The sequence below is a fragment of the Mangrovimonas spongiae genome (assembly GCF_003944795.1).
Classification (GTDB): Bacteria; Bacteroidota; Bacteroidia; order Flavobacteriales; family Flavobacteriaceae; genus Mangrovimonas; species Mangrovimonas spongiae.
On sequence record NZ_RWBG01000003.1, the window covers coordinates 117644 to 139230 of the forward strand.

A 21587-nucleotide genomic window follows, 5' to 3' on the forward strand; every position below is an offset into this window, starting at 1 on the left:
TTTTAAGTAGTATAGGCTTTTATAGTAAAAAATACATCTAAAATTAGACTAATTTATACTTTGGAACCGTTTTTGTATTTTAAGGTTTATCACCAAAAATTAAAACACGTCATTATGAAAAACATTCAAATCATTATAATCATGTTAACGACCACGTTTTGTTTTTCTCAGTTTAAAACTGGTTTTAAAAATGAGGAAGCTATTTCTAGTATAGCGCTTTGTAATACATTCAATTTTGATAAACAATTTAATTCACACGATGCTATTTTACCCGAAGCATTTACACTTAATTATGATTCTGGTATTATGTCTATGGATAATAAATTTCGTGTATTTGATAATGATAAGTATGGTGTTATAAGTTTTCGAGGTTCTACAGATAAGATGGTGAGTTGGGTAGAAAACTGTTATGCAGCCATGATACCTGCCAAAGGAAACATGACTATTAAAGAAAAAGATTATAATTACACGTTTACACAAGTTGATAGCGCAGCGGTACATTCTGGTTATGCACTAACGGTTGTTATGCTTTCTAAGGATATTATAGAGCAAGTAAAAACATTGAATGAAAAAGGTATTTCAAATATTATAATAACTGGACATAGCCAAGGTGGCGCTTTAGCTACATTAATGCGAGCTTATTTAGAACACTTGCCTGAAGGCACATTTAACCAAAAAAATAATTTTAAAACGTATGCTTTTGCAGCTCCTATGTGTGGTAACAAAGAATTTGCAAATGACTATGACCAACAATTTAGCGACACACAAACAAGCTTTTCGATTATAAACCCTGAAGATCCTATTCCAGAATTACCCATTAACTATAATGAAGACGATAAATTACTTAATAAAGAAACCATAGCCTCTTGGGTATTTGGTGAAACTGATTTTGATGCTAAAAATTTTGGAAAGAATATGTTAGTTAAGCTTTTTGAAGGTGGTTTAAAAAGCCATATAAAAAACTCAAACTCTTTAATTAATAAGTTTGTTAACTTTAGGTTTGGACAAGTTGATATGCCTGAGTTTATAGACGATATTAATTATTACCCTACAGGAAAGATTATGGAAATTGATTCGTTCGAGTTTCCACAGGTGGAAGTAGATGTTTCTAATATGACGGTTGGAGACCGAGAAAAATTTACAGAGGTTGAAGGTAAATACTACTATAAAGAAAAATCATTCTTTCAACACAAGCCATACGGGTATTATGTTCACGTGCTTAAAAAATGGGATACAATGGCTTATGATAAACTTGAGAACAAATTTTTATTAACCGACTTGTAAGTGAGTTAGTGTGCTTCTAACCAATTATCGCCAGTATCTACATCAACATCTAAAGGAACAATAAGTTTGTAAGCTTGTTCCATGTCGGTTTTAATAAGTTTAGAAACGGTTTCTAATTCAGGTTTGTAAACATCAAATACCAACTCATCATGTACTTGCAATAGCATTTTAGTTTTAAAGTTACCATCTTTTAACTTTTTATGAATGGAAATCATAGCCAATTTAATAATATCGGCAGCACTACCTTGAATAGGCGCATTAACGGCATTACGTTCTGCGGCACCACGAACAACGGCATTTCTAGAGTTAATGTCTTTTAAATATCTTCTACGTCCCAAAACGGTTTGTACATAGCCGTGGTCGCGAGCAAAATCCACTTGTTTTCCTATGTAACTTTTTAATTTAGGATATGTGGCGTAATAGGTATCTATTAATTCTTTGGCTTCGGTACGGTTTAAAGAAGTTTGGTTGCTAAGTCCAAAAGCCGATACGCCATAGATAATTCCAAAGTTTACGGTTTTAGCATTGCTACGTTGTTCACGGGTTACTTCAGAAATTGGAACATTAAATACTTTGGCAGCAGTTGAAGCATGAATATCTTCACCATTTTTAAAAGCTTCAATCATGGTTTCCTCTTCGCTTAAGGCAGCAATAATACGTAATTCAATTTGACTGTAATCGGCAGCGAGTAATGTATAGTCTTTGCTACGCGGGATAAAAGCTTTTCTCACTTGTCGTCCGCGTTCGGTACGTATAGGAATGTTTTGTAAGTTAGGGTTGTTACTACTTAAACGACCAGTGGCAGCAACGGTTTGCATGTAATCTGTATGAACACGTTTTGTTTTTGGGTCAACTTGCTCTGGCAAGGTATCGACATAGGTGCTTTTTAGTTTGGTTAAGCCACGATAATCTAAAACATGTTGAATGATAGCATGGTCTTTGGCTAAGTAACTTAGAACATCTTCGGCGGTAGAGTATTGTCCTGATTTTGTTTTTTTAGGTTTGTCAACCAGTTTAAGTTTGCCAAATAAAATCTCTCCTAATTGTTTAGGTGACGCAATGTTAAACTCTTCGCCAGCATCTTTATAGATTTTGGTTTCTAAATCTTTGATGTCTTTATCTAATGTTTTGGAAAGGGTGTTTAAAAAAGTGGTATCCAAATTAATACCTTCTAATTCCATATCGGCTAAAACACGTAATAAAGGGACTTCAATTTCATCGAATAAAGTTTGGGTGTTGGCTTGGCCTAATTCGTTTTGAAAATGTTCTTTTAACTGAAGTGTAATATCGGCATCTTCTACGGCATATTCGGTTTGCTTGTCTAAAGTCACATCGCGCATAGATAATTGGTTTTTTCCTTTTTTTCCAATAAGACTTTCAATGGAAATTGGCGTGTAGTTAAGATAGGTTTCCGAAAGCACATCCATATTATGACGCATATCTGGATTGATAAGATAGTGAGCCAACATGGTATCGAACAATTTACCTTTTACGTCGATGTTGTATTTGGCTAAAACTTTGATGTCGTATTTTAAGTTCTGACCTATTTTTTCGATAGTTTCGCTTTCAAAAAATGGGCGAAGTTCTTCAATTAAATCTTGGGCTTCGGTTTTATCTTCAGGAAAAGGTAGGTAAAATCCTTTGCCAGTTTCCCAAGAAAAAGCAATGCCTACTAATTCGGCCTGTAACGGATTTAAACCTGTGGTTTCAGTATCAAAACAAACCGATTTTTGTTGCATGAGTTTTTCTATAAACAATCGTTTTGCCAATGGCGTGTTTATGCTTTGGTAAAAGTGCGAAGTGGTTTTAGCAACTTTTCTGGTGTATTCGGGTGTAGTTTCCGATGGAGCTTTTCCATCGTTACCAAATAATGAAAATTGCCCCGCACCTGCAGTTGTATTTGTTTTAGGTTTTGATTTTGTTTCAGCTTTGTTGTCTTTTGAAGGAGCTGGTGTTTCTTGATCTGGAGCAAAGGTTTTTAGAAAGTTTTCGGTAAGTCGTCTAAATTCTAAATCTTGAAAAATGTTTGTTACGCCTTCAATATCGGGTTCAGACATTTCAAAATCGGTTTCATCAAATTCGACAGGAACATCCAGCATAATAGTCGCTAGTTTTTTAGATAGTAAGCCTAATTCTTGATTGGCTTCAACCTTTTCTTTCATTTTGCCTTTTAATTCATGGATATTTTCAAAAAGACCTTCCATGCTACCATAGGCTTTTAGGAATTTTTTAGCAGTTTTTTCACCAACGCCAGGTAATCCAGGGATATTATCGCTGGAATCGCCCATCATACCTAAAAAGTCAATAACCTGCTCTGGGCGTTCTACTTCAAATTTTTTCTGCACTTCGGGAATACCCCAAGTTTCGTAGCCACCGCCAAACGATTTTGGACGATACATAAAAATATTATCTGAAACCAATTGTGCAAAATCCTTATCTGGTGTTACCATAAACGTTTGGTAGCCTTGTTTTTCGGCTTGTTTAGAGAGGGTTCCTATAACATCGTCGGCCTCGAAACCTTCTTTCACCATAATGGGAATATGCATGGCTTTTAAAATATCTTGAATGTAAGGAACGGCTACTTTTATGGCTTCTGGTGTTTCATCACGATTGGCTTTGTAGGCTTCAAACATTTCTACACGATCGGCACTTCCTCCTTTATCAAAACAAACAGCTAAATGATCGGGGCGTTCTCGTTTTATAACATCTAAAAGCGAATTCATAAAGCCCATAATGGCCGAAGTATCGACGCCTTTGCTATTAATTCTTGGGTTTTTTATAAATGCATAATACCCGCGAAAAATTAAGGCATAAGCATCGACTAGAAATAAACGTTTTTGTTCTGACATGAATCGTGTTTTGAAAGAAACGTAAAACTACGAAAACTATGAAAGATTATGAATAAATTGATTTGCAATTTGTATTTTACACAAACGTAAATTCACGATAATTTTGGAAAACCCATATTTAGAATTATTTAACCGTCAGAAAAACAATCAGTTTAAGGTTGGAAATACAACATATAAAGAGCGTTTAAAAAAGCTTAAGGCTTTGCGCTATGCTGTTGAGGTGACTTATAAGGATAGGATAAGAGAAGCGCTTTATAAGGACTTTAAAAAGCCTCAATTGGAAGTAGATCTTACCGAAATTTATCCCATTGTTAGTGAAATTAAGTTTGTTTCGGCAAATTTAAAATCTTGGATGAAACGCCAGAAAGTAGAAACGCCTATGGCGTTGTTGGGATCGTCGTCCTGGGTAACTTACGAACCTAAAGGTGTTTGCTTGATTGTTTCGCCATGGAACTTTCCGTTTAATCTTACATTTGGACCTTTGGTGAGTGCCATAGCTGCTGGAAATACGGTGATTTTAAAACCTTCTGAAATGACACTTAACAGTTCTAGGATCATGGCTGAAATAGTGCAGGAAATTTTTACAGAAGATGAGGTGGCACTAGTTGAAGGTGCTGTAGAAACGTCCAAAGCATTATTGCAATTACCATTCAATCATATCTTTTTTACAGGTTCTCCAGCAGTTGGCAAAATAGTAATGAAAGCTGCAGCCGAGCATTTAACCTCGGTAACTTTAGAGTTAGGTGGGAAATCGCCAACCATTATTGATAAGACCGCAAATTTAAGCCATGCCGTACGGAAAATTGCTTGGGGTAAGTTTTTAAATAATGGACAAATTTGTGTCTCGCCGGATTATATTTTAATAGACGAAACTGTAAAAGAGGCGTTTATTTCAGAATTTAAAAAACAACTAAAAGTGTTTTATACGAAAAGCACCAATCATTCTGCTGATTACAGCCGTGTAGTGAACAATAGACATTTTGATAGGCTGGTAAATCATATTGAAAATGCCAAACAACATAACGCTATAATCGAGATTGGTGGTGTATCAAACAAAACAGAGAACTTTATTGAGCCTACCGTAATTTCCAATCTTCCTGAAAAGGCTAGTTTGTTACAAGAAGAAATTTTTGGACCAATTTTACCTATTAAAACTTATGGCAATCTAGAGGAAGCTGTTGCTTATATCAATTCAAAAGAGAAACCATTGGCGTTATACATTTATAGTAAGCGCAAATCGAATATTAATTACATTATAAAAAATACTAGAGCGGGTACAACAGCTATAAATAATAATGTGTTACAATACAGTAATCATCATTTACCATTTGGCGGTAGCAATAATAGTGGTATTGGGAAAAGCCATGGGTTTTATGGCTTTGAAGCATTCTCTAATAGGAGAGCCGTATTAAAACAGCATACAAAAGGTGCTACGGAGTTTTTGTTTCCGCCGTATACAACAATGAAACAAAAATTAGTGGATTGGACGATAAAATGGTTTTAAATGACTAGCAAAGTTTAACTCGCTTAGATTTTTTTCCTCTAAATAAAAGTGCTGCTCTATCAAAATCAGATTCTAAAAGGATACGCGTTGTTTTATTACTACTTACTTTTTTAGAGGTTTTTAAAGTTTTTGTTGTAGTAATTTTAGTGTTATTAGAAGTCGTCATAGTAGACGTGTTTTCTTGACCTAAAACGGTTGTAGAGATAAACATAAATCCTAATACAGCAACTAACGTTTTCATTTTTTTAGCTTTTAATTCTAATTTCTCGAACAAAGAAACAGGCAAAAGGCGTAACAGCTAAAAAAAATAGTTATAACGTAAAATTTTTTGATAATCTGAAAACAAAATCAAAAAACATCGATGAAATGCATTTATAGGTGTAATATTCTGTAAGTGAGGTATTTGCGATTTATTTTTAAGTTGATTTGTGTCTATTTTTCGATGAAATGCAGGTTTTTCGGTAAAATGATTACTTGTCTTTTAAATAAAAAGTAGCTTGTATATTGTCATTGTTATTGTTTTGGTATTTGGTCATGCTAAACCATTGATGAATTGCATAACTACCAGTTTCACCCTGTTTGTTAACAGCAATATAGCCCACTTGAAAATTCTTGTAATTGCTATTAGGTTTATTTACAATTCTACTTATAGCTTCCTCGCAAGCCTCTTGTGGCGATTTCCCTTGACGCATTAATTCTACGACTAAAAAACTTCCTACTGTTTTTACTACCTCTTCGCCTAATCCAGTTGCAACGCAAGCACCAACTTCATTATCAACATATAAACCAGAGCCTATTATAGGCGAATCTCCTACACGACCATGCATTTTATAAGCTAGTCCGCTAGTAGTACACGCCCCAGAAATATCACCATTTTTATCAATAGCTAACATACCTATGGTATCGTGGTTTTCTATATTAATAATAGGCTTGTATTCACTTTTTATCTTCCAATCTTCCCAAGCTTTTTTAGAAGCTTCGGTTAAAAGATTTTCTTTTTTAAAGCCTTGCTCGTAGGCAAACTGTTCTGCGCCTTTACCTGCAAGCATAACATGTGGTGTTTTCTCCATAACGTTTCTAGCTACAGAAACAGCGTGTGTGATATTTTCCAGACATACCACCGAACCACAATTACCATGTTTGTCCATAATACAAGCATCTAAAGTTACGTGGCCATCACGATCTGGTAATCCTCCTTTGCCAACCGAAGTATTATTTACGTCGGCTTCTTCTACCATACAGCCTTGCTCAACAGCATCTAGAGCCGAGCCACCGTTTTCTAGTATATGCCATGCTTTTGCGGTAGCATTAGGAACATTCCATGTGGCGATAACTAATGGTAGAGATGGTGTTGTACTAACAGTAGTTAGGTGTTTTGTTTTTGAAGTGTTTTTGTCGCATGCTAAGACCGAAGCGCTAACACTTAAGCCAATACCTGTTAGTGAGGCATTTTTTATAAATTTTCTGCGTTTCATTTACATTATTTTATAGTGATTTCATCAGCAAATAGCCAACTTCTACCGTCGTGTTTATGTCCTAAATGCCATGTTGGAAGTTCGCCCAATGTTTTTGCTTTAATTTTTATATAACGTGCTTTATAGCCATTCATGTTGAATGTGGCAGGTTTTATCTGGTTAGTTGTTGCAGGTGTTTTGTTGTTAAACGTTTGTTTAGGAAGACTTTTGTAAAATCTGTTTGGATTGTCTGAAACCCAACATTCAACTTCTGTTGGGAAGAAAATCCACGACTTTTGATCTTGTAAAAAATTAATACTAATGGTGTTAATTGATTTTACCTTTCCTAAATCAACAATAGCGATTAAATCTGTGTTGTGATATCCTTGCCAAGTGCCTGTTCTAAAATCGGTTGTGCCAAGGACACCATCGATTAAAGCATTATTGCCACCGCCATTATATTGATTAGCATATTGGTTCTCTAGCGTAATAGATAGGTTGGGGTTTATTTTGTTAAATTTAGTAATTATTACAGAACTTTTAATATTGTTTTTTTCAGCATAAACAGAAAGCGTAGTTGCTTCTGAAATTGTGAATGGAGAAATATATTTTGTATAATCCGAATGGTTTAATTTGTAAAAAATAGTTGTTTCGTCATCGACATTTTTTAAAGTAACCTCTGTTTTGTCTTTAAAAGCGATGTTGCCTTTTGCAATAAATGGTGCGGGAGTTATAAGATGCTCGTCTATTTTGGTGATGGGTTCTTCACCTTGTTGTGTACCCCAAGACGAGGGTTGATTGCTCATTTCAAAAATTAATAGACCTCCATTTATAATATCTGAATGCTTAATGTAGGTTTTATTTAAAGGTTTCCCGTTTAAAGTGGCAGATTGAATATACTTATTTTCTTTTGAGAGGTTTTTGGCTACAACGGTAAACTGATTTTTGTTCTCCAAGGTTATGGTTGCTTCGTCAAAAAGTGGCGTTCCAATAATGTATGTATTGCTTGCAGGAGTTACAGGGTAGAATCCTAAAGAAGAAAACACATACCAAGCACTCATTTGTCCGCAATCTTCATTACCAGAAATCCCATCTGGCGCATTTGTGTAAAGTTCGGTTAGTATTTGATGTACTTTTTCTTGTGTTTTATAAGGCTTGTTAACAAAATTATATAAATATGCCATGTGATGACTTGGCTCGTTACCATGAGCATATTGCCCAATTAGCCCTGTAATATCTACTTGATGTCTGCCAGACGTTTTATCTTCAGCTGTAAAAAGTTTATCTAGATTGGTTTCTAGTTGATGTTTACCACCCAACAGTGTTGTAAAACCAGAGATATCTTGAGGTACATAATAGCTGTATTGCCACGAGTTGGCTTCGGTGTAATTAAAATTTACTTCATAAGGGTCGAAAGGTGAAAACCAGGTGTTTCTAAATCTACCACGCATAAACTGCGTTTTTGGGTCAAATACGTTTTTGTAGTTTTGTGCGCGTTGGAGATAAGTTTTATAATCTTTGTTTTTGCCCATAGCTTTGGCCATTTGTGCAATGGTCCAATCGTCATAAGCATATTCCAACGTTTTTGAAACGGACTCGCTTTCCTCTTCTACAGGAATAACCCCCAATTCTTTATACGATTTTAGTCCCAATTTATCACGAGTGGCACTATGCTTCATAGCATTAAATGCTTTTTCGGTATTATAACCTCTAATATTTTTTAAATACGCATCGGCAATAACAGGAACGGCGTGGTAACCAATCATGCATCCTGTATAATTAGCACTTAAATCCCAAATAGGCATTATGCCGCCTTCATCGTATTTAGCTAAAAACGTATTGATAAAATCATTAGTTCGGTCTTGCTCGATTATGGTATATAACGGGTGTGTTGCGCGATACGTGTCCCAGAGTGAAAACACCGTATGATATTCAAATTTTTTCGTTTCGTGAATGTTTAAATCCATACCACGATATCGGCCATCAACATCCTGATATAAATTAGGGGCAATCATGGTGTGGTAAAGCGCTGTGTAAAAATTAGTTTTGTAATCATTATTATTACTTTCAATAATAATCTTGCTTAGTTGTTGCTCCCATGTGTTTTGGGCTTCAGCTTTTATTTCTGAAAACGTTTTGGCACCAATTTCTTCTTCAAGGTTTTTTTGTGCTCCTATGTTGTCTACTGCCGAGATGGCAATTTTAGTATATAGAGGATTGTTGTCGGGGTTTTTAAAGCGAATAGCAGCCTTTGTGGGATTATTAGTGGTGTTATAAATGATAGTGTCTATGGCTTCGGAAAACGTCATGTAATAAAATAACCGTTGGTCTGTTGCCCAAGCTTTACTATGTCTGTGTCCTTTAATTGTTTTATTGTCTAGTTGTGTTATGTTATGCGATAGTAACATATCGCGATGTTCTAAATCTAAAATCACATATTGATTATCGGAATTAGGAAATTTATATTTATGAATCCCGCTTCGTTTGGAGATGGTTAATTCTACATTAATATTGGTAGAATCTAATAATACACTGTAAAAACCAGGTTCGGCTATTTCATTATCATGGCTAAAATGAGCACGATATCCTTGTTTGCCATCAGCACCATTATTAAAGGTTGCTTTGTTTGTGGGCATTAATAAAATATCGCCATAATCTGAAACACCGGTACCACTTAAATGTGTATGCGAAAATCCATAGATATAATTATCGGAATAATGGTAGCCTGAACAGCCGTCCCAACCGTCTAATCTGGTATCTGGACTAAGTTGCATCATGCCAAAAGGCATTGTCGCTCCAGGGTAGGTGTGTCCATGCCCGCCTGTTCCTATAAATGGATTAACGTAAGAAATTAAGGAAGTGTCTTTTTTTGCAGCAAGTTGCCCACTAGTAGGGTTAGAACAATTAAGTAGTAGAAGGCTTAAAAAAAGAATTAAAAAAGGGTGTTTCATTTTGTTTTTTATAAATACTGGTGAAAGATACTAATTCTTAATGTATAGTTAAAGCTATTTTGATACAGCTTAAAGAGCTAAAATTCAATTATCTTTGATGTAAAATTGTAATATGTCACGTTGGGTAATACGGCTAATCATTTTAGCGGTCATTATATTTATAGCTGAAGCTTATGCTTTTCAAGCACTAAAAACCATAACTAGAAGTCGAGTAATTAAAGGCGTTTGGTTAGGGGTCTCTGCTTTAGTATATGCTAATTTACTTTATGTTATCTTTTCAACCTCTAGAAGTGTTGGTCAAACCTTGCAATTTCAATATGCCGTTGGGTTTATGCTAACCATCTTAATCCCTAAAGCCATTTTAATTCTAGGAATGTTTTCTGAAGACATTTGGCGTTTTGGCGTTAAATTAGTGAGTTGGTTTACTCCTGGGCAAACACAACCTATTCAAGGTAGGCGTGCATTTATTTCAAAAATAGCGTTAGGCTTAGCAGCCATACCTTTTGCTTCTTTTTTATATGGAATAGTACAAGGAAGATATAATTATAAGGTGCTTAAATATCAGTTAGCTTTTGATGATTTACCAGATGCTTTTGATGGGTTTACCATAACACAAATTTCCGATATCCACTCAGGGAGTTTTACCAATGCTAAGAAGATACAATATGGGGTAGATTTAATAAACGAGCAACAATCGGATGTTATATTGTTTACAGGCGATATTGTAAACAATGTTGCTTCCGAAATGGATGATTGGGTAACTATGTTTAAGGCGTTAAAAGCACCAAAAGGGAAGTACTCTATACTCGGGAACCACGATTATGGCGATTATGTTGATTGGGAAACAGAAGACGATAAGGTAGCTAATTTTAGAAAAATTCAGGAATTGCATCCTAAAATAGGATTTGATTTATTAATGAATGAAAACCGTTATATTGAAAAAGATGGCGAAAAAATTGCTTTAATAGGCGTTGAAAATTGGGGGAAAGGGTTTAACCAAGCTGGCGATTTAAATAAGGCCAAAGTTGGTGTTGATAAATCTGATTTTAAAATTTTAATGTCTCACGATCCTTCACATTGGGAAAATCAAGTTAAACAAGACGATTTTCATTATCACTTAACTTTAAGCGGCCATACGCATGGTCTTCAAATGGGTATTGAAATTCCTGGATTAATAAAATGGAGCCCTTCAAAATATGTTTACAAGCAATGGGCTGGTCTTTACGAAGAGTTTGGGCGTTTTATTAATGTAAATAGAGGCTTTGGTTATCATGCCTTTCCTGGTAGAGTAGGTATATGGCCAGAAGTAACCGTTATAGAATTGAAAAAAGCCTCAAAAACTACATAATTTATGCGCATAAGACTTTTTAATAAGAAAATACTTATCTTTATAATAAATACGTTATGAGCTTACTACTGTTGCCCCTTACAACAAAACGATAAAAATATGTAGGTTTGTACTAACGCATTTAATATTAAACCATAAATGTATGTCTAAATTTGGGGAACTTATAGATGTAGACGTTCCTGTTCTACTTGATTTTTTTACAGAATGGAACGAGGAATCAACAGTTATGCATGCTATTTTAAGAGATGTAGCTGCAGCTTTAGGCGATAAAGCTAAAGTGATTAAAATAGACGTTGATAAAAATAAAGAACTTGCCGAAGCACTTCGTGTAAAAGGACTACCAACATTAATTATTTATAAAAACGGCGAAATGAAATGGCGCCATAGCGGCGAGCAAGATGCAAATACACTTATAGAAGTTATGCAAAAATACGTTTAGTTATTGTAACGATTTAAACTCGTATCCTTTTTTTGAATAGTACTCCAATACCTTAGGGAGCGCATACTGCATGTTTTTAGACGCTTTAACACTATCATGAAAAACAACAATACTTCCTTTCTTTGTGTTTTTAATAACGTTGTTTAAACATGTTTCTTTAGTAAGAGATTTATCCCAGTCTACCGAAATTACACTCCACATAATAATTTTAAAGCCTTTTTCTGAAATTAAATGTGCTTGTTTTCTGGTAATTCTACCGTAAGGCGGTCTAAATAGCTTTGATGAAATTACTTTAGATGCTGCTATAACATTTTCTACATAATCATTGGTATTAGTTTTCCAGCCTTTTATATGGTTGTAGGTGTGGTTACCAACAGTATGACCTTGACTAAGTATCTGATTGAAGATTTCGGGATGTTTATCTACATTATTTCCTATGCAAAAAAACGTGGCTTTCGCATTATACTTTTGAAGTTGATCCAAGACCCAAGGTGTAATTTTAGGTGTTGGACCATCATCAAAAGTTAGATAAATGTGTTTTTTGTTGGTGTTTACATTCCAAACATAGTTTGGGAACACATATTTAACTATGGCTGGAAGTTTAGCAGGAACTCTAGCCATTAGGGTTATTCATTTAAATCGATTAACAAACTGTCGCTTTCTAAAACGTCATCTATATCAATATCCTGTTTAGGGCTTTCAGTTTCTTCATCTTCATAAAAATGACTGAATAGATCTAGGTAATCTGAAAATATGTTGTTTTCTGTTTTAGAAAACGCTTCATCATACTCATCTAAAACATCTAAGATGCCTCTATAGCGTTCAATGTCGGTTAAAATGTCTTCAAGTAAATTGTACTGATTTTCAATTTTTAGGTTTCCGTAATAGGTCAAGTTTTCTTGATATTTTTCGGCAACTTGTTTAAATAACTGTCGGGCTTTTTCTTTGTTGTCTACTTCGTAATAAGCGCCAATGTATGGTTCTAATAACGTGTAGTAGTTAAAATGTTCAACAGGCATATTTTCCATAGCAATGTCAGCTACTTCTTCGGCTTTATCAAATTTGTCTTCATTAATAAGCTGTTCAACTAGTCTTGCCAGATTACCGCGATAAGTTATAGCGTTTTTACGTGTTTCTGGATCGTGGTAAATATCGTCGTTACCACTATTTCCCCAATCCCAATTAACAACTTTATTATACATTAAATCGCTATCTACGCGTCCCATATCAAAAGGGTTGGCTCGGTCTACAGGTGTTTTTATGGGCACTAATTTGTAACACATGCCATCTAGTTGTAGGTAATCTTTCATCCAAATGTAATCCTCATCTCCAAAAGCGCCACCAGTAAAATAAATTGGTCTTTCCCAGTTATTATTGGCAACAACATCAAGCATTAACAGTCTGTTTTTATAAAGCGCACTTCCTGTAATTGTAATGTAAAGACTATCTACAATATTACTCGCATCCTTTTCTTTAACAATACCACTCTTAATAGCATTGTTTTTATTTACAGGAATACTAATGTTTTCTACAGGGAAATAATTTGAGTTTGTTAATTGTGTTGGATAAAAGCTAGGGTCTTCTCCTTGCTGCTGCAATACGTATTTAAATTTTGTTCTAGGGTTCTCGCTAGAGACAAAATTTAAAAAGTCTTTAATGTCCATAGTGTCTTTAGACATTAAGCGTTTCATAATATAATCTCTAGTACCATAGCGATATTGGTCGTGAGTTAATTGAGACGGGATAGGGTCGCTCTCGTAAGCTTTGCGTTTCATTTGGTCGATATACCAATCGGTTTGAAATAAGCTTGTGTTAACTACACGCACATCGGTTCTGTAGCCTTCAATTTCTTGAGCGTACCAAAGGGCAAACGTATCATTGTCGCCAATGGTGAATAGGATACCGTTTTCTGCACAAGAATCTAAGTATTTTTTGGCCATAGATCTTGCGGTGTATTTCCCAGAGCGGTCATGGTCGTCCCAATTGTTAGCAGCTAAAATTCCAGGAACTAAGATAAGGCAGACCAAAGTTATCGCTGGTGCAAGCATTTTAGTTTTGATATGTTTTTTTAACATATCGTATAAAGCGTACACGCCAAAACCAATCCATAAAGCAAAAACATAAAAAGAGCCAACAACCGAATAGTCTCGTTCTCTAGGTTCGAATGGGCGTACATTGGTATATACTTGTATGGCTAAACCAGTAAATAGGAAAAATACAAGCATGACCCAAAACAATTTTTTGTCTTTATTAAAAAGGAAAAAGAAACCTATTAACCCAAGAATAAATGGTAAGAAATAATATGTGTTTCGTCCTTTATTGTTTTCTACGTCACTTGGTAGATTGTCTTGAGAAAGCCCTAAGTGCCACTCATCTATAAATTTAATGCCGCTTAGCCAGTTACCATGATTATCGTATTTACCTTGTATATCATCTTGTCTTCCAACAAAATTCCACATAAAATAACGCCAGTACATATAGCCTAATTGGTATTCTAAAAGATAAGCAACATTACTTCCTAAAGAAGGTTTTTCAATGTCGATATATTGACTGAATTGTCTTAAAAAACTCATGTAATCTTCATAATCTACCAAACCTTGAGCGACATCGTTTTTAAAACCAAAAACAGCATTGCGAAGCTCGTTTTCCATTTGGTATTCTGGCTTAAGATTAAAATCTAAATAGCCCGTAAAAAGCATGTAATTTTCTGCATGCTCGGTGCTCCACATTCGTGGTAGTATAGAGGCGTGATCGGAATTATAATTTTGTTTAGCATTTTTCCAATCGTTTATAATAACATACTCTCCTTTTTTATAGTCTTTTTCGTAGTTAGGTTTGTCATCTATATAGGGCTGGTCTTCATCTAAACCAGAAAACTGATCGGTGAATTGGGGTCCGTAAAACAAATAGGTTTTGGGGTATTGTTCTAGGTTGTAATAAGCTAATAGTTCTCTAGCGTCAGAAGGGTCATTTTCATTAATTACAACATCGGCATTGGCGCGAATAGGGAGCATTAACCAAGTAGAAAACCCTATAACTACAAACGTTACACATAATAGAGCTGTATTGAGGTGTTTGTATTGTTTTTCTCTGGTGTATTTTAAGCCAAAATATACAAAAGCGATTAGTATAAGCCCTGCAATGATGGTCCCTGAATTAAAAGGTAACCCAACGGAGTTTACAAAAAACAATTCCATACTACTAAAAAACCTAAGAATATTAGGGGCTAAAAGCTTAAAGATAAAAAGTAATATAGCCACAGAAACAACATTGGCTATAATGAAGTTTTTAATAGTGATGGTTTTATAGTTTTTAAAATAATAAATTAAGCCTATGGCAGGAATAGTTAGCAGTCCCATAAAGTGTACACCAAACGATAATCCAATTAAAAAGGCAATTAAAATAAGCCATTTATTACCTCTGGGTTTGTCCATATCTTGCTCCCAACGAAGTCCTAAGTAAAATAAAGCAGACATGATTAGTGTGGCCATAGCATACACCTCGGTTTCAACCGAATTAAACCAAAACGAATCGGTAAATGTAAAGGCTAAGCTGCCTACTAGAGCACTTCCTAAAACTGCTACTTTTTTGCCTTGTGAAAACTGGCCATTGTTAAACGTAATTATTTTTTTTAGTAGGAGTGTAATCGTCCAAAACATAAATAGAATAGTAAAAGCGCTAGCTACAGCACTCATCATATTCATAACTAAACCAATTTTAGTAGGATCGCCAAAAGCAAAAATGGAGAAAAAAGCGCCAAACATTTGAAATAGTGGCGCGCCAGGTGGGTGTCCAACTTGTAATTTTGAAGAAGTTAAAATGTACTCACCAGCATCCCAGTAACTTACTGTAGGTTCAACAGTTAGGCTATATGTTATTAAGGCAATTAAAAAGGAAAACCAACCTAATAGGGTATTCCATTTTTTAAAGCTAAGGTCTGTCATATTCTCTTTATTTGATAGATGCAGCGAATTTAACAATAATTATGTAACGAAAACTATATTTAAGGAAACGTTAAGTATTGAACATATATTTTATTTAAAAAATGTTTGCTGATAAAAAAGTTTGTTGTAAATTTGCCACCTCAAAACAAGAATGGCCTATGGTGTAACTGGCAACACGTCTGGTTTTGGTCCAGAAGAGTCTAGGTTCGAGCCCTAGTAGGCCAACAAAAGCCTCCGGATTTTTCGGAGGCTTTTTTTGTGGCTTAAATTTTAAAAGTAATAACTGGCTTTTTAGCGTGGTTTACTAAGTCTTCGCTAATACTACCATTAAAAAAGTGTGCTATACCTTGCCTACCATGTGTGCTTATGCCTATTAAATCAGCATTTATGTCTTTAGAGAAGTTTAAAATACCGTTTTCAACACTTGTGTCGTTGTATATGTTTACGGTGTAATTATCAAAAGGATAATCTTTAATAAAATTTTTAATTCTGTTTTTAGCTTTAGTAGTTGTGGAAAATTGGCTAACTGTATTTACCATTAACAAGTGTATCTTAGCATTAAATTTTTCTGCTAATTCAGAAGCCTGTTTGTAAGTCTCCTTGTTATCGTTTTTAAAATCGGAAGCAAATACAAAGTCGTTGATATCAAAATTGTCGTGTTCATTTTTTATAACAAGAACGGGTATTTCAGATGTTCTCACTACTTTTTCAGCATTAGACCCAATAAACATTTCTTTTAAACCACTGGCGCCATGTGATCCCATAACAATTAAATCGGCACCCTTTTCTTTGCCTATGTTAGATAAGTTGGCAAAATTTTCGCCAAACTCAACAATATCGTGTACTGTAATGTCTTTTAGGTAATCGCTATCTAATACCTCTTCAAACTTTTGTCTTGCCAACTTCATAAAAAACATAGCTTCTGGTAAGTCGCTATGATTGTTTATTACATCTATTTGTTGAAGCGGCATTTCTATAAAGTGCAATAAATATATTTCACAATGATGATTTTTTGCTAGTTGCGCAGCAACTTTTAATGCATTTTCGGCTTCTTTAGAAAAATCGGTGGGAACGAGTAATTTTTTCATGAGCGATGTTTTTAAGAGTTTTGAATTAGCTTTTTAGTTGATAACATTAAATTTAAGAATAAAAAATGACTTCCTAATCATTGTGAAAATCAATAATTTTGTTGTATATTTGCACCGTTGTTAGGACAAAGAATTACATGAGGGGACGGGAAGTCCCCTCTTTTTATACTAAAAAATGTTTAAAGACACCGTAAAAAAATTACTTGAAAAAGCCCTAGAGGAAAGAGATAATCTATTTTTAATAGACTTTACTATTGGCGAGGATTATTCTATAAAAGTAGTGATAGATGGTGATAATGGCGTTACTGTTGAAGATTGTATTTTTGTAAGTCGTGCCGTAGAGCACAACTTAGATAGAGAAGAACAAGACTTCTCTTTACAAGTAACTTCGGCTGGAGCAACATCGCCATTGGTTAACCAGCGACAGTATAAGAAGAATTTAGGAAGATCGTTAAAAGTAAAAACTAACGACGATACTTACGAAGGTAATCTTGCCAATGCAACAAACGAAGGCATTACATTAACATGGAAAGCCAGAGAACCTAAACCAGTAGGTAAGGGAAAACATACCGTAAAAAAAGAGGCTAATATTGCCTACGAAAATATAGTAGAAGCTAAAGTTATGATTAAATTTTAATTTGTTGATATGGAAAATCTTGCGTTAATTGATTCGTTTTCAGAGTTCAAGGACGATAAGTTAATAGATCGTGTGACGTTAATGGCTATTTTAGAAGAAGTTTTTAGAGCAGCCTTAAAGAGAAAATTTGGAGATGACGATAATTTTGATATCATTATAAACCCGGATAAAGGAGATTTAGAAATTTGGAGAAATAGAATTGTAGTTGCCGATGGCGAAGTAGAAAATTCAAATCAAGAAATTTCTTTAACAGAAGCTCGTAAGATTGAGCCAGATTTTGAAGTTGGAGAAGATGTATCTGAAGAAGTAAAATTAGTAGATCTTGGACGCCGTGCCATCTTAGCATTAAGACAAAACTTAATATCTAAAATACACGAACACGATAACACTAATATATATAAGCAATTTAAAGAATTAATAGGAGAAATATACACTGCAGAAGTACATCATATACGTCATAGAGCAGTTATTCTTTTAGACGACGAAGGAAACGAAATTATCTTACCAAAAGATAGACAAATCCCTTCAGATTTCTTTAGAAAAGGCGATAACGTAAGAGGAATAATAGAAACAGTAGACCTTAAAGGAAACAAGCCGTCTATTATCATGTCAAGAACATCACCTGTTTTCTTAGAAAAACTATTTGAACAGGAAATTCCTGAAGTTTTCGACGGATTAATTACTATTAAAAAAGTGGTTAGAATTCCAGGTGAAAAAGCCAAAGTAGCCGTAGATTCATACGATGATAGAATAGATCCAGTAGGCGCCTGTGTAGGAATGAAAGGATCTCGTATTCATGGTATTGTAAGAGAATTAGGTAACGAAAATATAGACGTAATAAACTATACAAACAATTTGCAGTTGTTTATTACAAGAGCACTTAGCCCAGCACGCGTAACATCTATAAAAATAGATGAAGAAAACAAACGTGCCGAAGCTATGCTAAAACCAGAAGAAGTTAGCAAAGCTATTGGTCGTGGCGGACACAACATTCGTCTAGCAGGCCAATTAACGGGTTACGAAATAGACGTGTTTAGAGAAGGAGCAGAAGAAGATGTAGAACTGTCTGAATTCTCAGATGAAATAGAAAAATGGATTATTGATGAATTAAAACGTGTAGGTCTAGATACGGCAAAAAGCGTATTAGAGCTAGAGGTTGAAGATTTAGTCAAGAGAACAGATTTAGAAGAAGAAACAATAGAAGAAGTAAGAAGAATTCTTAAAGAAGAATTTGAAGAATAGAATTTAATTAGGTTATTTTTAAAGCAATTTATGGCTGGAACAATTAGGTTAAATAAAGTTTTACGCGAATTAAACATTTCTTTAGATCGTGCCGTTGAATATTTAGATTCAAAAGGTGTCGAAATAGAGAAGCGTCCAACTACAAAAATTTCAAATGAAGTTTATCAAATCCTTTCAGATGAATTTCAAACCGATGCCGATAAAAAAGTAGCATCAAAAGAAGTTAGTGAGGCAAAACAAAAAGAAAAAGAAGCCTTAAGGGAAGAGCGTGAGCGTGAAATAGAGCAAAAAGAAAAAGAAAAAAGCGCTAAAGAAGAAGCTGCTAAAAAAGAAGAGGACGTTGTAAGAGCCAAAACAAAACTTTCTGGACCTAAGCAAGTTGGTAAAATCGATCTTGAAAACAAAAAGAAAGACGAAAAGCCAGAAAAGAAAGCCGAAGAGCCAGTTGCTAAGAAAAAAGAGGAAGAGAAAGTGGTTGAAAAGAAAGAAACTCAACCAAAAGAAAAAGCTGCAACAAAACCTAAAAAGAAAAAAGAGGAAACTCCAGCTCCAGCCGAAAAGCCAAAACCTAAAAAAGCTGAAGAAACCCCTAAAAAGGACGAGAAGAAAAAGAAAGAACCTAAAAAGGAGGTAAAACAAGCCGCACCAGAAAAAGAATCTACAGAACCTAAAAAGGAAGTTGTAGAAACCCAATACAAAAAACTTTCTGGACCTAAAATTGCTGGTGAAAAAATAGACCTTTCTCAATTCAATAAGCCTAAAAAGAAAAAGGATAATAAAAATAAAAAGGACGACGATAAATCCTCAGGAGGAAGAAGAAAACGTCGTAGAATAAGTAAATCTTCAACTCAATCTAATAATAAAAACGAAAGGTTCAGATCTAAAAATAAAGGCAAAAAACGCCAAGTAAAAGAAGAACCTACAGAAGAAGAAGTACAAAAGCAAATCCGTGAGACACTTGAGAAACTTCAAGGAAAGTCTAGTAAAGGAAAAGGTGCCAAGTATAGAAGAGAAAAAAGAGAACAACATAGAGAGCAAACCGAAAAAGAACTTCAGGCAGAACAAGCCGATAGTAAAACACTAAAAGTAACCGAGTTTGTTACAGCTAGTGAGGTTGCTACCATGATGGATGTTTCTGTGACTCAAATTATCTCTGCATGTATGTCGTTAGGTATGATGGTAACCATGAACCAACGTCTAGATGCCGAAACCTTAAGTATTGTAGCAGAAGAATTTGGTTACGAAGTAGAGTTTGTAACATCAGATATTGAAGAGTCTATAGAAGAAGTTGAAGATAAACCAGAAGATTTACAATCTCGTGCTCCAATAGTAACTGTTATGGGTCACGTAGATCACGGTAAAACATCCTTGTTAGATTACGTTCGTGAAGAAAATGTAATTGCTGGCGAATCGGGAGGTATTACACAGCATATTGGTGCTTACGGTGTAACTCTAGAAGATGGTCAAAAAATTGCCTTTTTAGATACACCAGGTCACGAGGCCTTTACGGCTATGCGTGCTCGTGGTGCACAAGTAACAGATATTGCTATTATTGTTGTGGCAGCAGATGATGATATTATGCCGCAAACCAAAGAAGCTATCTCTCACGCACAAGCTGCTGGCGTACCAATTGTTTTCGCAATTAACAAGATTGACAAACCAACCGCCAACCCAGATAAAATTAAAGAAGGCTTAGCTAATATGAACTTATTAGTTGAAGATTGGGGAGGTAAAGTACAATCGCAAGACATATCAGCTAAAACAGGAGAAGGTGTTAACGAGCTACTAGAAAAAGTCTTGTTAGAAGCCGAACTGTTAGAGCTTAAAGCAAATCCAGATAAACCAGCAGTAGGAACCATTGTTGAAGCCTTTTTAGATAAAGGAAGAGGTTACGTTGCGACGGTGCTAGTACAAGCAGGAACACTTAAAATAGGTGATTATGTCTTAGCAGGTAAGCATAGTGGTAAAGTTAAAGCAATGCATGACGAAAGAGGAAATGATATTGAAGTAGCTGGACCATCAACACCAGTGTCACTTCTTGGATTAGATGGTGCACCGCAAGCAGGTGATAAGTTTAATGTGTTTGAGGATGAGCGTGAAGCTAAGCAAATTGCTGCAAAACGTACCCAATTACAACGTGAGCAATCTGTACGTACACAACGTCATATTACATTAGACGAAATTGGTCGTCGTATTGCTTTAGGTGATTTCCAAGAATTAAATATTATTCTTAAAGGTGATGTGGATGGATCTGTTGAAGCTTTAACCGATTCGTTCCAGAAACTATCAACCGAGGAAATACAGGTCAATATTATTCATAAAGGTGTTGGAGCTATTACCGAAAGTGATGTGTTACTGGCATCAGCATCAGACGCTATTATTATAGGGTTTAATGTGAGACCAATGGGTAATGCACGACAAATAGCCGACAAAGAAGAAATCGATATCCGTACATACTCTATTATCTACGATGCGATTAACGATCTTAAAGATGCTATGGAAGGTATGTTGTCACCAGAACTTAAAGAAGAAATTACAGGTACAGCAGAAATACGAGAAACCTTCAAAATCTCTAAAATTGGAACCATTGCAGGATGTATGGTAACCAATGGTAAGATTTACAGAAACTCTGGAATTCGTCTTATTAGAGATGGTGTGGTTATTTACACCGGCGAATTAGCCTCGTTAAAACGCTTTAAAGACGATGTTAAAGAAGTGTCTAAAGGTTACGATTGCGGTATGCAAGTTAAAAACTATAACGATATTAAAGAAGGAGATGTAATTGAAGCCTTCCAAGAAGTAGAGGTTAAGAAGAAATTAAAATAACATTTTCTTTGTGTAAATATT

Annotated in this window: 14 protein-coding genes and 1 tRNA gene; 8 read left to right on the forward strand and 7 right to left on the reverse strand. The window is 34.9% G+C overall.

Features of this window, described 5'->3' with window-relative positions; genetic code table 11:
- Window positions 1-114: 114 nt before the first annotated feature.
- Window positions 115-1284 carry a lipase family protein gene (locus EJA19_RS07685; protein WP_125467781.1) on the forward strand — a complete coding sequence of 390 codons (1170 nt, stop codon included), beginning with the start codon at window positions 115-117 and terminating at the stop codon, window positions 1282-1284.
- A gap of 5 nt (window positions 1285-1289) precedes the next feature.
- On the opposite strand, the gene polA is transcribed toward EJA19_RS07685, so the two are convergent.
- Complete coding sequence (polA, locus tag EJA19_RS07690; protein ID WP_125467782.1) at window positions 1290-4133, reverse strand: DNA polymerase I; 2844 nt, start codon at window positions 4131-4133, stop codon at window positions 1290-1292.
- Between the two features lie 103 nt (window positions 4134-4236).
- Here polA and EJA19_RS07695 point away from each other — a divergent pair, with 103 nt between their 5' ends.
- Window positions 4237-5637, forward strand: coding sequence for an aldehyde dehydrogenase family protein (locus EJA19_RS07695; RefSeq protein WP_240640245.1), 1401 nt, complete (start codon window positions 4237-4239; stop codon window positions 5635-5637).
- A 4-nt stretch (window positions 5638-5641) separates the two neighbouring features.
- Here the strand turns inward: EJA19_RS07695 and EJA19_RS07700 are convergent, their stop codons facing one another.
- The 3 genes from EJA19_RS07700 to EJA19_RS07710 all read right to left on the reverse strand — a co-directional run bounded on the left by EJA19_RS07700 (window position 5642) and on the right by EJA19_RS07710 (window position 10042).
- Window positions 5642-5878: a hypothetical protein gene (locus tag EJA19_RS07700; protein ID WP_125467784.1), complete on the reverse strand. Its 237-nt coding sequence runs from the start codon at window positions 5876-5878 to the stop codon at window positions 5642-5644.
- A 229-nt stretch (window positions 5879-6107) separates the two neighbouring features.
- Entirely contained in the window at window positions 6108-7112 is a 1005-nt protein-coding gene (locus EJA19_RS07705) for an isoaspartyl peptidase/L-asparaginase family protein (RefSeq protein ID WP_125467785.1), read from the reverse strand.
- 5 nt (window positions 7113-7117) lie between these two features.
- Window positions 7118-10042 carry a GH92 family glycosyl hydrolase gene (locus EJA19_RS07710; RefSeq protein ID WP_125467786.1) on the reverse strand — a complete coding sequence of 975 codons (2925 nt, stop codon included), beginning with the start codon at window positions 10040-10042 and terminating at the stop codon, window positions 7118-7120.
- 112 nt (window positions 10043-10154) lie between these two features.
- On the opposite strand from EJA19_RS07710, the gene EJA19_RS07715 reads away from it, so the two are divergent.
- Both EJA19_RS07715 and EJA19_RS07720 read left to right on the forward strand, forming a co-directional pair.
- Entirely contained in the window at window positions 10155-11390 is a 1236-nt protein-coding gene (locus EJA19_RS07715; RefSeq protein WP_125467787.1) for a metallophosphoesterase, read from the forward strand.
- A 142-nt stretch (window positions 11391-11532) separates the two neighbouring features.
- Window positions 11533-11829 carry a thioredoxin family protein gene (locus EJA19_RS07720; RefSeq protein WP_125467788.1) on the forward strand — a complete coding sequence of 99 codons (297 nt, stop codon included), beginning with the start codon at window positions 11533-11535 and terminating at the stop codon, window positions 11827-11829.
- Here EJA19_RS07720 and EJA19_RS07725 read toward each other — a convergent pair whose 3' ends face one another.
- Window positions 11830-12450 (reverse strand): polysaccharide deacetylase family protein, encoded by a 621-nt coding sequence (locus EJA19_RS07725; RefSeq protein ID WP_125467789.1) that lies wholly within the window; start codon window positions 12448-12450, stop codon window positions 11830-11832. It lies immediately after the preceding gene.
- Window positions 12451-12455: 5 nt separating this feature from the next.
- Entirely contained in the window at window positions 12456-15773 is a 3318-nt protein-coding gene (locus tag EJA19_RS07730) for a DUF2723 domain-containing protein (RefSeq protein WP_125467790.1), read from the reverse strand.
- A 152-nt stretch (window positions 15774-15925) separates the two neighbouring features.
- Between EJA19_RS07730 and EJA19_RS07735 the strand changes: the two genes are divergently transcribed.
- Window positions 15926-15998: transfer RNA gene (locus EJA19_RS07735), tRNA-Gln, on the forward strand.
- A 38-nt stretch (window positions 15999-16036) separates the two neighbouring features.
- Here the strand turns inward: EJA19_RS07735 and EJA19_RS07740 are convergent.
- Complete coding sequence (locus EJA19_RS07740) at window positions 16037-16861, reverse strand: universal stress protein (RefSeq protein ID WP_125467791.1); 825 nt, start codon at window positions 16859-16861, stop codon at window positions 16037-16039.
- A 175-nt stretch (window positions 16862-17036) separates the two neighbouring features.
- On the opposite strand from EJA19_RS07740, the gene rimP reads away from it, so the two are divergent.
- Genes rimP through infB form a run of 3 tightly spaced genes read left to right on the forward strand, consistent with a single transcriptional unit; the run spans window position 17037 to window position 21566 of the window.
- Window positions 17037-17498: a ribosome assembly cofactor RimP gene (gene rimP / locus EJA19_RS07745; RefSeq protein WP_125467792.1), complete on the forward strand. Its 462-nt coding sequence runs from the start codon at window positions 17037-17039 to the stop codon at window positions 17496-17498.
- A gap of 9 nt (window positions 17499-17507) precedes the next feature.
- Window positions 17508-18740: a transcription termination factor NusA gene (gene nusA, locus EJA19_RS07750; RefSeq protein WP_125467793.1), complete on the forward strand. Its 1233-nt coding sequence runs from the start codon at window positions 17508-17510 to the stop codon at window positions 18738-18740.
- A gap of 30 nt (window positions 18741-18770) precedes the next feature.
- On the forward strand, window positions 18771-21566 hold the full coding sequence (infB, locus tag EJA19_RS07755; RefSeq protein WP_125467794.1) for a translation initiation factor IF-2: 2796 nt from the start codon (window positions 18771-18773) through the stop codon (window positions 21564-21566).
- Window positions 21567-21587: the final 21 nt, after the last annotated feature.